This is a genomic window from Rhodopirellula europaea 6C (assembly GCF_000338295.1).
GTDB lineage: Bacteria > Planctomycetota > Planctomycetia > Pirellulales > Pirellulaceae > Rhodopirellula > Rhodopirellula europaea.
In genome coordinates, this window is sequence record NZ_ANMO01000097.1 from 97,759 (window position 1) to 112,381 (window position 14,623).

At 55.4% G+C, this 14,623-nt stretch carries 10 protein-coding genes; 5 read left to right on the forward strand and 5 right to left on the reverse strand.

Annotated features, from left to right (window positions below):
• Window positions 1–263: 263 nt before the first annotated feature.
• The 3 genes from RE6C_RS08980 to lpxB form a co-directional block, all read right to left on the reverse strand.
• Window positions 264–929 (reverse strand): hypothetical protein, encoded by a 666-nt coding sequence (locus RE6C_RS08980; RefSeq protein WP_008655802.1) that lies wholly within the window; start codon window positions 927–929, stop codon window positions 264–266.
• Window positions 930–1,080: 151 nt separating this feature from the next.
• Entirely contained in the window at window positions 1,081–1,881 is an 801-nt protein-coding gene (locus RE6C_RS08985; protein WP_008655804.1) for a hypothetical protein, read from the reverse strand.
• 50 nt (window positions 1,882–1,931) lie between these two features.
• Window positions 1,932–3,185, reverse strand: coding sequence for a lipid-A-disaccharide synthase (gene lpxB / locus RE6C_RS08990; protein ID WP_008655805.1), 1,254 nt, complete (start codon window positions 3,183–3,185; stop codon window positions 1,932–1,934).
• A 280-nt stretch (window positions 3,186–3,465) separates the two neighbouring features.
• On the opposite strand from lpxB, the gene RE6C_RS08995 reads away from it, so the two are divergent.
• The 3 genes from RE6C_RS08995 (at window position 3,466) to RE6C_RS09005 (ending at window position 8,388) form a co-directional block, all read left to right on the forward strand.
• Window positions 3,466–5,358, forward strand: coding sequence for a sensor histidine kinase (locus RE6C_RS08995; protein ID WP_008655806.1), 1,893 nt, complete (start codon window positions 3,466–3,468; stop codon window positions 5,356–5,358).
• A gap of 10 nt (window positions 5,359–5,368) precedes the next feature.
• Complete coding sequence (locus RE6C_RS09000; RefSeq protein WP_008655808.1) at window positions 5,369–6,718, forward strand: sigma-54-dependent transcriptional regulator; 1,350 nt, start codon at window positions 5,369–5,371, stop codon at window positions 6,716–6,718.
• 233 nt (window positions 6,719–6,951) lie between these two features.
• The gene (locus tag RE6C_RS09005) at window positions 6,952–8,388 is read left to right on the forward strand and encodes a sulfatase family protein (protein ID WP_008655809.1); all 1,437 of its coding nucleotides are present in this window, start codon (window positions 6,952–6,954) and stop codon (window positions 8,386–8,388) included.
• Window positions 8,389–8,606: 218 nt separating this feature from the next.
• On the opposite strand, the gene zwf is transcribed toward RE6C_RS09005, so the two are convergent.
• Window positions 8,607–10,061, reverse strand: a complete 1,455-nt coding sequence (gene zwf / locus RE6C_RS09010) for a glucose-6-phosphate dehydrogenase (protein ID WP_008655810.1) — start codon at window positions 10,059–10,061, stop codon at window positions 8,607–8,609.
• A gap of 140 nt (window positions 10,062–10,201) precedes the next feature.
• Complete coding sequence (locus RE6C_RS09015; RefSeq protein WP_008655813.1) at window positions 10,202–11,311, reverse strand: DUF4261 domain-containing protein; 1,110 nt, start codon at window positions 11,309–11,311, stop codon at window positions 10,202–10,204.
• 1,124 nt (window positions 11,312–12,435) lie between these two features.
• Between RE6C_RS09015 and RE6C_RS09020 the strand changes: the two genes are divergently transcribed.
• Together RE6C_RS09020 and dapA are read left to right on the forward strand one after the other, a co-directional pair.
• Window positions 12,436–13,068, forward strand: coding sequence for a response regulator (locus RE6C_RS09020; RefSeq protein WP_008655814.1), 633 nt, complete (start codon window positions 12,436–12,438; stop codon window positions 13,066–13,068).
• 492 nt (window positions 13,069–13,560) lie between these two features.
• Entirely contained in the window at window positions 13,561–14,487 is a 927-nt protein-coding gene (gene dapA / locus RE6C_RS09030; RefSeq protein ID WP_008655817.1) for a 4-hydroxy-tetrahydrodipicolinate synthase, read from the forward strand.
• Window positions 14,488–14,623: the final 136 nt, after the last annotated feature.

The following is a 14,623-nucleotide window of genomic DNA, read 5'->3' on the forward strand; positions in this document are numbered from 1 at the left end:
CGGAGGGCTGCTGACCACTTCCCATGCTCGGCCCTCGCCCTCACGTATGCCTGGACGGATTCGCTCGAGCTCTTCCCAAACTTCATTTCAGGAGAGAGAAACCATGTGGAAATCTGCCGAAAACCGGTAGCAGATATCTGCACGACTTCCGAGACGGAGGGTCTCTCCAGCACGGTCGCGCGGGTGTTTGTGCGGCGTCCGACGCGGAACAAGAATCTGCTCACGCAATCAGACACGGGGAGCGTCGAAAACGTTCGCCCAGCTCACTGGCTGGCGATTGCCCCGTCCATCGCGATCGTGTCGGCGAAGTCGTAGGGGTGGAACACTCGGCCGATGCGTTCGGCGAGCATTTGCAGATAAAGCTTGCGGAATTTCGACTCGGTCGTCTCGCTGGTGTATTGCCCCGCCGTCGAGGGAAACATGAATTCGTCGATCTCTTTGCGAAAGATGACGGATTCGGTTTCGACGTCGAGGACGGTCAAGGTCACGGCCGCGGATCCGCGATAAAGCGTCGCACCTTCGCGGAGCTTCATGCCGGTCAGTTCGATTGCCAAGACCTTCTCTGCTTCGACCCCTTTGCCGATGTCTAGGAAGTCCGTGTTTTCCCAACCGTGGGTGTCGCGGAACTCTTGGATTTGATCTTCGCGAACCAGGCTGATGTCTTTGATTTTGTTGAGCAGGATGTCGCTGACTTTTCGCGACAGAGTCCGTGCGGCGATGTCTTCGCTGTATTGGCTGCGGTCGGTGAAGGTCACAACCGCGACCTTGGAATCCTTGAGTTCTTCGCATTCCGCGGGAACTTGATCGGCACCAACGGCGTGCATCAAGTTGGACATCAAACCCAGGCAACCGGTTTGAGTGGTCAAGAGGAAGCAGGAAATCAGCAACGACGAAACGGTGCAAATGAGAGCGGTGGATCGAGCTGGCATGATGAACGTCAGAGGGCAAGCGGCGGGGAATACAACCGGAAACTTGGTCGTAAGCACTGCCAGCAATTCGACGCCACCCCAATCCGATGTTGTTCGCGAAATGCGAACGGAATTCAGACTGAAAAGCTTTTTGCGATGAGTTCCACGCCCGCTAAAGAACGACCGGCGCGACGATCAATTCGCGTTCAATTTGGAACAGCGTCACATGCCAATCGGATTCGTCTTCGCTGCGAGACGGATTCCATTGCAGTTCGATTTGAATCACGTTGTCGAATTGCCCGGTCGGATCTCGCCAGTACGTGTCGACCTTTTCACGGCCGTACTTCTGGAAGACGCGAGGTCGACGGTCGAGTTCCCACTGGATTTCTGGGCCGAGCCGTTTGACATCCGAATAAGCACCCGCACGAAACGTCTCGAGCTGTTCCTGAGCGGATTGATCCAACTCGTAAGCCGCGTCCAACTTCATCGTCGAAACTTGACGGTTGGGAGCCGACTTTTGCAACTCGAGTGCCAGGGCTTCTTCACCGTTGGCAGCCAGTTCGAGGTACTGCTGTGCGAAGTAGGTCGCTTGGTCGCCGAGCGTTCGGTACTTCAGGTAGTGCACAAAGAACCCGGTCGAACCGAACAGGCAAGCTAGCACCAGGCCGATTCTGGCGACCGTGGTGCCAACGGGTTTGGCACTTCCACTGTGCTTTCGCAGCGCAAACAAGCAGATCGCAATCGCCAAAGCTGGCAGCACCAGCATTGGTTTGGCAACCGCGGCGGTGAAGCTGGCAAGCGAGATCAGGAAACCGATGAAGGCGCTGATGCGAACCGGTGCGACGTCATCAACCACGACCGCTTCGTAGCCCGATTCGGCTCCCATTCTGGGAACATCCTTTTCGCGATTGGCGGCGGTGGCTTTCGCGGCACCGCCCAAAAACAACGACTTGGACGATTCAGGCTGGTTCATTTCGGCGAGGTTACGAAAAGAGGACCACGGGGGAAGTTGGACCCGGGCTGTTACGCAGCGTTTCGCATTTGGGTTTGCATACCCAGAGAATTCTTTTCTGGGAGCGTTTCGAGTTCGCCGAACAGCTTGGAACGCAGTAGTTCCGCGGCTCTTTGAGACGCCCCGGGACTGGCGTGTTCATTTCGCAGGTTCTGGAGGTCTCGCCGGATTTTGGCGTAGTAAAAGCTGTCCTGCAGCATCGCTCGCATGGTTTCGGTCAGAAAATCGACCGCGGGTTCCGGGTCACCAACCGAGATGAACTCGGGGAAGAGTTTGCGTCCGGCCATCAGGTTCGGGAGCGTGACGCTGTCGATCTTCAAAACGCGTTTTCCGACCGCGTGCAAGACTCGTCCGACACGGTAAATCACCGCGGCGGGAGTTTCGCGGGCCAGCAATTCCAGGCTGACGCTGCCGCTGACCATCATCGCACAGTGGGCGGCTTCGATGATTTCGGACGTGCAATCGACGTAGAAATCGATCGGCAAGTTTTTGTCTTCTTCGGACAGTTGTTCTCGGCACCAAAGGCATTGCTTGTCGCGGTAGGCAGCGACGGCAAAACGCACGTTTTCACCGGACTCGCTCATTTCGCGGTCCAATCGGCGGATGGTTTCCAATTGAATGGGGAAGTTCGACCGGACTTCGTGGTCACGTGATCCTGGCAGAACCGCAACGATTCGTTCGCCGGAATTTTGTTGGCTTTGGAAGCGACGCATGACCGCCGTGTCGAGTTTTTGTTCGGCAACGGCGTCAAAGAACGGGTGCCCGACCAGGCTGACTGGGATTTGATGTTGCTTGAAGAACGTTTGCTCGACCGGCAATACAGCGACCACGTGATCGACGCTGCGTTTCATCTTGCGAACTCGCCATGCACCCCAAGCCCACAACTGTGGCGGGCAATAGTAGTGAACCGGAATACCGTACTTCTTAGCTCGTTTCGCGATGTGCCAATTGAATCCGGGAAAGTCGACCAGGACGACCGAGTCCACCGATCCGGACCGGAAGATGTCTTCGGCTTGGTCGGCAAAGCGAAAAAATTCGCGGAGTTTTGGTAGGACTTCCACAATTCCGACGACGGCGTGGCGTGTCAGGTCCAAGTCAACGCGGCAACCGGCCGCCAGCATCGAAGGGCCGCCAAAACCGCGGCAAATGATTCGCTGGTCGTTTCGCATCGCCAAGCCGCCGGGATTCGCCAATTGACGAATCAATCGAGCGGCGTGTTGGTCACCGCTGGGTTCCCCGACGGAAAAAAAGATGGTCTTGGTCACGTGTGACGGTCCCCGGCGATCGTGGAGCAAAGTTCAACGTGGGGATATAGGAAATCACGCTTTGGGAACGCAAGTTCGATCCGCTCTTGCCACTCCGCCAAGCCAACGATACGCTTCGAAATGTTGAACAGGATGTTTCACACCGTGATGGTCAGGGAGGCCGATTCGGATGCGAAAAAATGGACCCCATGAGGCGGGCAGCCTCTCTGCAACGCATCCCACGGCGTCGCTATTTGGCTCCGGTTCGGATGAGTCATCTGCTGACGACGCGACGATTTCGATGTCCAACCGTGACGCGGTCCCGGACTCGGTCGCCGAACCTCTTTTTGCAGCGCCGAAGTCTCCTGCCGAGGCAAATCCTACGTCAGGCGAGGATGCCGCTGCTGAAAAGTCGGCAACCAATTGGTCTCGGCGAATCCCACGTTTGCGAACCGATTCAAGAGTCTGGCGTTTGGCTCCGCGAGGCAAGTTCCCGAAGATTGGCTCGATTCAAGTCAAGCTGCTGACCGGGACGCTGGTTTTGGTCGCCTTAGTGATCACGCTCGGCGGTGTCGGGATCATCGGGTTGTACCAATACCGAAACTTGGCCGACGCGATCAGTTCGCGAGCCAAGGAGTTGCCGATGGCAACGCAGATCGCTCAAGCCGCCGCGAAGGCACGCGACAGCAACACGCGTTTGTGCCAGATGCGCGCTCAGGCAACCATGATCGATCCCTTTGGAATGCCGCACTCGAATCTTCAAATGGAGAGTGAAAAGTTTCACAACACCATCAATGAGTTGGGTTCGGCACTCGATCGCTATTTCACCATGGTGACGGTCAAGATTGAACAGCCCAAAGATGTGGAGGCTGGTTCGACGCTAATCAATCCTGAAACGCAACGTGATTCGTTGAAAACGATCCGTTCAATATTGTCTGAGATTGAGCAGAATCAAAACAACTTGGACTATTTGGTCATCGATCGTCGTTCCAGTCGCAACAAGATGGGAGAGACCCTCGATGATTTGGTCGAAAAGACGCGTGCTCACCTTGTTTTGATACACGGACAAATGGCGGCGTTCAGTGATCATGTCAAAGGCCGCTATCGACTTGGGATCGGCATCGCTTGGGTCGCGTTTGCCGCATCGATGATTATCGCCGCATTGATGGTGTGGATCTTTCAAACCAGCGTCTTGGCGCCGTTCAACAATCTCGTCATTGGTGCCCGTTTAGTATCACGTGGCCAGTTTGGGCACCGGATCGATTTGGGCACGGGTGACGAACTTGGCGAGTTGGCCGTCATTCTCAATGAGATGACCGATCGCTTCCAAAACAGCATGGCTCACATCGAAAAGATGTGCGACGAATTGGATCAAGAAGTGAAGGTGCGTTCTCAGGAAGTGATTCGCAACGAACAGCTTGCCGGCGTCGGTTTCTTGGCGGCGGGGTTCGCTCATGAGATCAACAATCCGATGGCCGCGATTGCTTGGAGCGCCGAAGCGATCGAGTCGCGAATGAACGACTTGATGATGCTGCCCGACGACGAGCGATTGCTCGACAGCGAGATGACTGAGAATTGGCGTGAGAACCTGCAACGCATCGAAGGCGAAGCTTTCCGGTGCAAGTCGATCATCGAAAAGATGTTGTTGTTCAGTCGAATGGGACAGGTCGAGAAGACTTCGTTTGACATCGTGCCGTTGGTCAACGACGTGATCGAAATGGTCGGAACACTTGGAAAGTACAAGTGTCAGTCCCTGCGGTTGTTCGGTGACGAAACGGCGATCGTCTATGCAAACGATCAAGAGATTCGCCAAGTCATTTTAAACTTGGTGACCAATGCACTCGAAAGCGTGGATTGCGACGGCGACGTGAGCATCTACATCCAGCAAGGTCCCAAGACGTCAACGGTTCGCGTGAAGGATACCGGTTGCGGGATGTCAGCCGAAGTTCAGGCCCACTTGTTTGAACCCTTTTTCACTCGGCGCCGCGATGGCACCGGAACCGGATTGGGTCTCAGTATTTCGCACCGAATTGTTTGTCAGCACGGTGGTCAGTTGAGTGCTCGCAGCGAAGGCGAGAACCGCGGCAGCGAATTTGAATTGCGATTGCCAATCGCTGCCATCACCGAAGAAGTCACCTCCCCCGCGTATGAAAGTTGGAAGTTCCAAGATGCCCAGCAAACCCAAGCAGCCTAAAGCCAACGGTATGCACATTCTTTTCGCGGACGATGAACCTCAGTTGCAAAAGCTGATGGGCACCGAGTTGCCACGAATGGGATACCGCGTGACCGTTTGTCCCGACGGGCAAACGGCTGTCGATGTTCTGTCGAAGGAGCCGATTGATTGCCTGTTGGTTGATCTCGATATGCCCGGGATGAGCGGGATCGAAGTCATCGCTCGTGCTCGCGAAATTCGGCCGGAGATCGAAGCGGTGATTATGACGGGCAAGCCTAGTCAAGAAACCGCGATCGAAGCCCTCCGCCACGGCACGTTTGACTATCTGATGAAGCCGTGTCGGTTGGCAGAGATTTCTGCGTTGATGGGACGCGTGAGTGAGCGTCGTGAGTGGAACCGTTTGGTCGCCGCCCTTCGTCATCGCTTGCAGCGAGCGGAAGGCGATTCGGATTTGATCGGTGAGAACCAATCGATGAACGCGGTTCGCAAATTGATCGCCAAGGTTGCTCCGACTGAATCAACGGTCTTGATCCGTGGCGAAACGGGATGCGGCAAAGAATTGGTCGCTCGTGCGATCGCGGACGAGAGTCTTCGCAGCGATCAGCCATTCGTCGCAATCAACTGTGGCGCGTTGCCCGAGACGTTGATCGAGAGCGAACTGTTTGGGCACGTCAAAGGTGCGTTCACGGGAGCGGACTCCGGACGGATGGGATTGTTCGAAGTCGCAAGCGGCGGAACGTTGTTCTTGGACGAAGTCGGTGAGCTGCCGTTGGCTGTTCAAGCAAAGTTGCTTCGCGTGTTGGAAACCGGTGACATCCGTCGTCTTGGCGACAACCAAAGTATCAAGGTCGACGTGCGAGTCGTTTGCGCGACTCACCGAGATTTGGAACAAATGGTGACCGAAGGCACCTTCCGTGAAGACTTGATGTTCCGTATCAACACGTTTGAGCTTCGTCTGCCAGCGCTTCGCGATCGCATTGACGATTTGCCTGCATTGGCGGAGCACTTGCTGCGTCGACATCGTGCCGATGGGACGAGCGGTCAGCTTTTCACTGAAGCGGCGATGGCTGAGTTGCAATCGCATCAATGGCCGGGCAACGTTCGCGAACTTGCCAACGTGATCGAGCATGCTTCCGTGTTGTGCGATGCACTTCCGATCGATGTGGAGCATTTGCCGCAGCACTTCGCCCGCCGTCAGCTTCGTGCCGATTTGGCCGACACCGCTCCGATGACAATGCGAGAGATCGAACAGCGTGCGATCGAGAGATCGATGACTCGTCACAACGGCAACAAGAAAGCTGTGGCGGAAGAGCTCGGTATGTCACTGAAAACGCTTTACAACAAGCTGAACGCGGCATCGGAAGCTTCCGAAGCGGCTTAGCTCGTGCGTCTGCGATCGTTGAATCAACATCCGTACGATGGACTTCCAAGTCCGTCGAAAGTCTTTGCCCCCGACGGACTTGGAAGTCCATCGTACTAGGAATTGAGCGATGGCCGGCTCGTCCATTCGTCGGGATTTGGTTGACTCGGGTGTTTGGGGGTAAGATATTTACGCTGCCTCAATTTTGAATTGCTGGCACACACACGCAAGCATCCCCATCCCGCCCGGATTTCATGAAACTCCTTCTTAGAACCATTGCCACCGTTTTCGCGGTTGCCTTTGTCCCCGTTTTCGCGCACGCAGAGACGAAGTCGCCCAATTTTCTGATCGTCATGGCAGACGATTGCACGTACAACGATCTGCCGATGTACGGGGGCGAGAATGCGAAAACACCGAACCTGGAAAGGCTCGCCAAAGAAGGGATGACATTCGATCGGGCGTTCCTCGCCGAAGCGATTTGCCAGCCTTGTCGTGCCGAGTTGTATTCGGGTTTGTATCCGATGCGAAATGGCTGCAATTGGAATCACTCGGCCAGTCGTGGTGACATCGAGAGCATGCCACAGCATCTTTCACGAGTTGGCTATCGCGTCGGGTTGGCCGGCAAGGTTCATGTGTCGCCGGAATCTGCTTTCCCATTCGAGATGGTGGATGGTTGCGACAAAAACTGCGTTCGTAATCCGACTCAAGAAATGCAATTGGATTCCATTCGTGAGTTCATGGCTCGCGATGATGGTCAGCCGTTTTGTTTGGTGGTTGCGTTGGTGGAACCGCACGTGCCGTGGGTGATGGGCGACGCGAGTGCGTACCCGCCTCGTAAACTGAAGTTGCCACCGAATATTGGTGACACGCCCGAAACTCGATCGGCGTTTGGTCGGTACTTGGCCGAGATCACTTACATGGATGATCAGTTCGGTCAGATCATGAATGAGTTGGAAGAGGTCGGTGAATCAAACGATACGATCGTGCTGTTCACGTCTGAACAGGGCTCGCAGTTTCCAGGCAACAAGTGGACGAACTACAACACGGGCGTGCACACGGCGTTGATCGCCAAGTGGCCGGGCATGATCGTGCCGGGAACCAGGACAGACGCTCTGGTGCAATACGCCGATGTGTTGCCAACGTTGATGGATTTGGCCGGTGCGGAGTATCAACCAGAAGTGTTTGACGGGTCTTCCTTCGCTCATGTGCTAAGACACGAGAAGGATGCCCATCGTGAATATGCTTACGGGACGCATAACAATGTTCCTGAAGGTCCGTCCTATCCCATTCGATCTATCACCGATGGGCGGTATCACTACATCCGCAATCTGCAGAACGAGAACCTGTACATCGAAAAGCACTTGATGGGCATCAAGGGCAACGGCGAGCTGAATAACAAGTACTGGCAGACTTGGGTGTTCCAGAGCTTTGATCAGCCGGAGCTACTTCGTCTGATTCACCGTTACCAGTTGCGTCCGAAAGAGGAGCTTTATGATCTGGAACACGATCCCTACGAGATGACCAATTTGATCGAAGACGAAAGTTTGGCCGAAATTCGCTCGGAGCTGGGCCGAGAGCTGGATCGTTGGATGCGGTCGCAGGGTGACCCGGGAGCGGAGCAAGATACCACGGAGTCTTTGCGGGCAGCCAAACGCGGTGAGCATCGGTTCGGGCTTGGAACCGAAGGGTAGAGAGATGTAGGCGATCGGGGCCCCCGATCGCTTGCGGGAAGATATGCGATTGCTAGAAGCGGTATGTGAGGTCGACCGAGAGGCCTCGGTCGACTACATGGCGCGCGCCTGGGAGTGTCGGTCGACTACATGGTGCGCGACTATTTGGGCTGGTCGGTCGCGGGGATACGACTGGGAGGCCCCAGTCGCTTGCGGGGTACGGATGGACTTTGGGCTGCCTAGATAACTGGGCACACGTCGAACCATTCTCGTTTTTGGTCGAACAGCCACTGCGAGCATTCCTCGGGGCCCCACAGACCAGTTGGGTAGGTATGCAGTGGCGGAGCAGCCGGGCTTCGCCATGCTTCGATGATTGGATCGATGATGCTCCAGGCCAGTTCGACTTCGTCGCCACGGGCAAAGAGGCTGGCGTCGCCCTGAACCGCGTCCAACAGCAATCGCTGATACGCGTCCGGCATTTCTTCTCCGCCGATGGAATCTTGGAAGTTGAAGTCTAGGTGATTGGTTCGGGTCTTCATTCCAGCGTCGGCGACCTTGGTTTCGAAGTGCAATTGAATGCCTTCGGCCGGTTGGACTTGAATGACCAATCGGTTACCGAGCTTGTTCTCTTTCTTGGATCCACCGAACAATTGGTGGGGAACGTTCTTGAACTGGATCACGATTTGAGTCGTTCGGCATGACATGCCTTTGCCGCTTCGCAAGAAGAACGGCACGCCCTGCCATCGCCAGTTGTCACAGTACAGTTTCAGCGCGGCGAAGGTTTCTGTTTGGCTGTTCGCCGGAACGCCTTCTTCTTGCAAGTAACCAGCGTACTGGCCGCGAACGGTTTGGGAGGCGAAGTCACCGCCCCTCATTTTGCGGACGCTATGAAGAACCTTGACTTTCTCGTCGCGAACCAAAGCCGCGTCGAACTTCGCCGGCGGCTCCATTGCCGTGATCATCATCAGTTGCAAAATGTGGTTCTGGAACATGTCGCGGAGGATGCCGCTGTTGTCGTAGTAGCCAGCTCGCCGGCCGATGACGACTTCTTCGGCCACGGTGATTTGCACGTGGTCGATGTAGTTCCGGTTCCACAGCGGTTCGAAGATGCTGTTGGCAAATCGCAAAGCGAAAATGTTTTGGACCGTTTCTTTGCCGAGGTAGTGATCGATCCGGTAGATCTGGTCTTCGCGAAAAACGTGGTGGATCGATTCGTTCAGACGCTGGGCCGTTTTTAAATCCGTGCCGAACGGTTTTTCGATGATGACCCGACGCGGTCCGGTTTTGTCACAGGCCAGTCCCGCTGCACCGAGTTGCTGGATCGCTTCTTCGTACAACTGAGGCATGGTCGATAAGTAGTAGACTCGACCGGTCGATTTACCTTCTTCGATTTCATCCAAGAACGCCGCAAGCGATTGGAATGAGTCCGCGTCTTTGATGTCGCCGGGTTGGTAAAAGATGTTGGGTGCAAATGATTCCCAAGCTTCATCGCTGAACGACTTGCCGACGAATTTGGCGGTGGTTTCGCGAAGCGATTTTCGCCACTCGGAGTGTTCGTAGGGGCTTCGCGAAACACCGACGATGCGAGTCGAGTCAGGCAGACGTCCGCGAGAGAAAAGTCGGAAGAGCGCCGGGACCAATTTGCGGCTGGTCAAGTCGCCACTGGCACCAAAGATGACAATTGTATGAGACATGGTCTGCGTTTCAGGTCAGAAGGAAATCGCGATCAAACGGAAACGGAATGGAGGTGTGCGTTGATTGGCTGGAACCGAAGTTTGTCGCAGAGTGCTTCGCCGTGAACTTGCCGTGAGGACGTGCAGTGCAAGGCCGAGACTCAGTCGTCTTCATCGTCCGGTTTGTCAGGATCAAAGGGTTCTGGGTCGAGGTACTCTGTGCCACTGGGATCGAACTCGCTGGAGCCAAACTCGTGGTCGTCCAGAAAGGCTTCGTCGACATCGTCATCGAGGGAGGTGAAGTCTTCTTCAATCGTGCCGGGGTCCAGCAGGTGTTCGGGGATGTTCCGGCCGTCTTCGGGAATCCAGCGGATGGTTGGGCGAGGCGGATCAGAGAGTGATTGGTCGCACTCCATCGCCAGCCACGTTTGGCCTCCAGGACCATCGGCGGTGTCACCCGTCGTGACTTCTTCATCGCCCGCCAGTAAGTACAGCGACGCATGTCGAAGGAAGCGTTCCACGTCTTCGGCAACGTATTCGGAGAGCGGGAATACCGCCTCCATGTCCGGCAAATCGAACTGGCCGTTTCCAACCGTGTCCATGATGGCGAAACGGTTGTCGTCGACATACACCCGGACATTGGTCCACATGTCGAGCGGAGGCAATTCCAAGTTCCAGGCGTGGTTGAGTCCTTGGCGAAGAACGTTCTCGTCGCAGAGAACTTCCCCGCCGGGATTGAAGTAGCAGATCGCTTCGGGAGCTTCGAGAACCACGGCGACGGCTTTGGTTAGGAAGTGTAGTTCGTCGATCGCCTCGTAATCATCAGGGACGAGCGGCAAGTCGTCCTCGTCTTCGTCGTCTTCCTCTTCGGTCCCCAGGACGTAGCTGATCAGGAACCGGATGTGACAGGTGTGCTCGGATTGAATGTCCGGCATGTCATCCCAGTGCCGCGTCTGATCGCAGGCTCGTGACAAACAACCGGGGAATGCGAGCGGACCGAATTGGCCCAGCGACCAAGCGACAAATCGTTCGGGCGATTCGTCTGGGTCACCCATGTCATCGGGCCAGGGGATCGACGACGGTGTGACGAGCAGATGGCCGCCGACTTCCGGACGAAAATCATAGATCAGCGTCTCGGGTGAGTCCTCGTCATCGAGTGATTCTTGGCGACCAGCCAATTGAAATTGGTTCAACCGCGATTGGATTTCGTCCAGCTCGAGCGGACGGCGCAATAGCACGCACATGCCCTGGGTGAACAATCCTTTCGCCATCAATCCTATTCTCCGTGTCCGGTTTGGTTTCAAACCGCGGAGTTTACCCGTATTGCATCCGTCTCACGACCCCCGCACGCACGGTGCGAAATCGCACGAATCGGGAGAATTCGCCGATACGTCCCACCGGCCAGCCGTGATCTGAGCTCGCGAGTTTCGGAGACGTGACCGGCAACTGCGTGCGAACGCGTTGTAACGGCGTCGAAAATTCCTTTGCGGATACCCGCGGAGGCTGCAAATAGCGGCGGTAGAAGAAGGCACTTTTGTGCTGGAAGCTCTCAAGGCGGTTTCAGTTGTAACTATGTGTTGCTCAGCCTGATGCCGTGACCATGTTTAGATGACGGCAGGAACGACCTGTTTCACGAGTAAGTTATATTGTCAGCGTGCGCAATGTTAAGTTTCTACTTTTAATTGGTCTGGCACAGGAGCATTTCGTAAACTTTGCGGCCTTGTCAGTCGATATGATTTGCGCATCTTTTGCGCATCGACTTACAACCAACGGCGATGCCGGTCATCGCCCAATCGGGGTTAAATGGCGTGCAGTGCGGGCCGAAGTGATCCAATCGGGGAAGCCCGTCGTATAGAGATGCATTGATGGTCCATCCGGGGTGGAGGGGAGAGTTCTCCTTTGATCGGCGGATGGGAATTCAGCAAAGACATTGTTGAGTTATCAAAATTTTTGGAACCTTTTCCGAAAAAAATACGTTTACCAGTCGTGTGACAAAATCGGATTAAAAACACCCTCACAGTGATGCGGGTTGAACCACTGCAGGGGGATAAAATTGAGCGTCGCTTGTTTTACCAACTGTCTCGCTCGCTGGAGGGGATTGGCGGAAACCCCCCGTTTTTGCTTGCAATGAGTGCTTTTAAGGCAGTTTGGCACCGGAGGTGCTACTAGGGCATCGCCCGAATGACCGGATCGTCGCTGGCCTCCTGGCTACCATGAGCTAAGATTTAGCGTGCAAAGGATCGTGCGGTGCGATGTCGATGGTCAGATGCGTCACATGTCAACTAAACCGGTTTGCGTTATTAGTTGATTGAGTTACAACCCGCTTTTACCCCTCGATTGCCCAGCAGCCCACCACGGCTCCCGCTCATACCTCTTCTCTGAATGGAAAAAACTGATGTCAAAACGCCTACTGATCGTCGACGATCACGAAGTTTCCCGTTTGGGAACTTTGGCCGCCCTTGAGGGAACCGGCATTGATGTGGTCGCGCAGGCAGACAAAGCTGCCGACGCGTTGGAGATCGTATCGAACACCCCTCTCGACGCTGTATTGCTCGATATTCGGATGGAAGGCGGCGACGGTCTGAACACGCTTGGTCGGATCAAGCTTGATCACCCGGATCTGCCGATCCTGTTGTTTTCCGGATACGACAACCCAACCTATGTCGCTCGCGCGGTTGCACTAGGTGCATGCGGGTACATCCTAAAGACGGCGCCCGTTTCGCGTCTAATCGAAGCTTTGAATCTGGCTTTCGATGGTCAACAGTCCTGGACTCGCGAAGAACTTCGTCGCGTCACCGGTGCCTTGGCGACTCCTCGGATGAACCAAGACATCGACGTGCCGTTGACTCAGCGCGAAAGCGAAGTCTTGCGTCAAATGGCGTTGGGACTGACCAACAAAGAGATCGCTAAGATGCTCGGCATCAGCTACGAAACGGTCAAAGAGCACGTGCAGCACATCCTGCGTAAGCTCGGCGTTTCGGATCGTACCCAAGCCGCTGTTTGGGCCGTTCGCAAGAACTTGGTCTAATTCCGCTTGGATTGATCTCTCACGAATTCTCAGACACTGGTCGTCGGTTCCACGCGGATTTGGCGACCTGGGAATTCAACAGACGTTTCGCACTTCGGCAACGCAATGGTGCTTCTGCCGAACTTCTTTTTTGCGGACGTGTCTGAGTTTGGGCGAGTCGAATGTTTCCTCGTCCCGCGGACTGACTCTGCGTCCAGTTTTGTGTTCGCATGTCAATTTCGGCTTTCGCTTGCCATCGACTGGTCGCTAACGCTCATTCTCGCACGAGGTCTGCTCGTCGCGTTTGAAGATCATTCGCGATCGGAACCGTCGATTGAATGCGTTTGGGCGGTCGCTGCCGATTGCGGCAGCGATAGGACGGCGTGAACCGAGACCGATCGCTCAGACTGTTCGTTTCGGCCGCATTTTGGCCCGTGAAATGTTTTGAGAAAACGTTAAACTGCTCGCTTGTTCCATGACCCTGTTTTTTGACTTTTGTTCCGGACGTGCTTGATGTCTCCCAGAAAAGGCAGCGATTTCGCTGGTTTGTCCACCGCCATTGTGACTCCCTTTCGTGATGGACAAGTCGACGAGAAACGTTTGGCTGAACAGATCGATTTTCAAATCGACGCGGGCGTGACGTGCATCGTGCCATGCGGAACGACGGGCGAGTCACCGACGCTGACGCATGACGAGCACGAACGTGTGATCTCGTTGACGATTCAACACGTCGCCGGCCGCGTCAAGGTCATGGCGGGCACGGGCAGCAACAGCACAGCAGAAGCGTTGCGATTGACTCGTCGAGCCGCCGATGAAGGTGCGGATGCGACGTTGCAAGTCGCTCCGTACTACAACAAGCCAACTCAGGAAGGCATGTATCAACACTTCCGCGCCGTCGCGGAAGCCGTCGACATCCCGGTCTGTGTCTACAACATTCCCGGTCGTTCGGCGAAGAACATCGAAGTCGACACGATCGTGCGTTTGGCGGAATTGTCGAACATCACGATGGTGAAAGAAGCGACTGGGTCACTGGATCAATGCACTGCGGTCTTGGGTGCGACCGACCTGACCGTTCTGTCGGGCGATGATTCGTTGACATTGCCGATGATGAGCGTCGGAGCCGAAGGCGTGATCTCCGTGGCGGCCAATTTGGTTCCAGCGGTGTTGCTAGAAATGGTTCAAACAGCAGCGGCGGGCGATTACACGAAGGCAGCCGAACTGCATCATCGTTTGTATTCCCTGTGCAGCAAAATGCTGGGGCTGGCGACGAATCCGATCCCGGTCAAAGCTGCGATGCAGATGGTCGGACGTGACACCGGCGAAATGCGTTTGCCGATGGTCCCACTGGACGATGCCGACCGAGCGATCTTGCAAGAGACGCTGATGAAGTTTGGCATGGAATCGGCCATCGCTGGGCAATTGCAAACCAGCGGCGCGTGATCGAAAGACGTCTTCCAATTGAAAACAATAACGCGGCAGCCTCAATGGTTGCCGCGTTTTTTTTTGCGCGAATTGGTAGCCTTGCTTACGCTGCGGGTGTGAAACGTGGGCTGTGTGCCTTGCTTACGCCGCGGGT

What these genes read in the sequence shown, in the direction of transcription:
- dapA (WP_008655817.1), top strand. Translation starts at nt 13,561, where the DNA reads ATGTCTCCCAGAAAAGGCAGCGATTTCGCTGGTTTGTCCACCGCCATT.
- RE6C_RS09015 (WP_008655813.1), bottom strand. Translation starts at nt 11,311, where the DNA reads ATGGCGAAAGGATTGTTCACCCAGGGCATGTGCGTGCTATTGCGCCGT.
- zwf (WP_008655810.1), bottom strand. Translation starts at nt 10,061, where the DNA reads ATGTCTCATACAATTGTCATCTTTGGTGCCAGTGGCGACTTGACCAGC.
- RE6C_RS08985 (WP_008655804.1), bottom strand. Translation starts at nt 1,881, where the DNA reads ATGAACCAGCCTGAATCGTCCAAGTCGTTGTTTTTGGGCGGTGCCGCG.
- RE6C_RS08995 (WP_008655806.1), top strand. Translation starts at nt 3,466, where the DNA reads ATGTCCAACCGTGACGCGGTCCCGGACTCGGTCGCCGAACCTCTTTTT.
- RE6C_RS09005 (WP_008655809.1), top strand. Translation starts at nt 6,952, where the DNA reads ATGAAACTCCTTCTTAGAACCATTGCCACCGTTTTCGCGGTTGCCTTT.
- RE6C_RS08980 (WP_008655802.1), bottom strand. Translation starts at nt 929, where the DNA reads ATGCCAGCTCGATCCACCGCTCTCATTTGCACCGTTTCGTCGTTGCTG.
- RE6C_RS09000 (WP_008655808.1), top strand. Translation starts at nt 5,369, where the DNA reads ATGCACATTCTTTTCGCGGACGATGAACCTCAGTTGCAAAAGCTGATG.
- RE6C_RS09020 (WP_008655814.1), top strand. Translation starts at nt 12,436, where the DNA reads ATGTCAAAACGCCTACTGATCGTCGACGATCACGAAGTTTCCCGTTTG.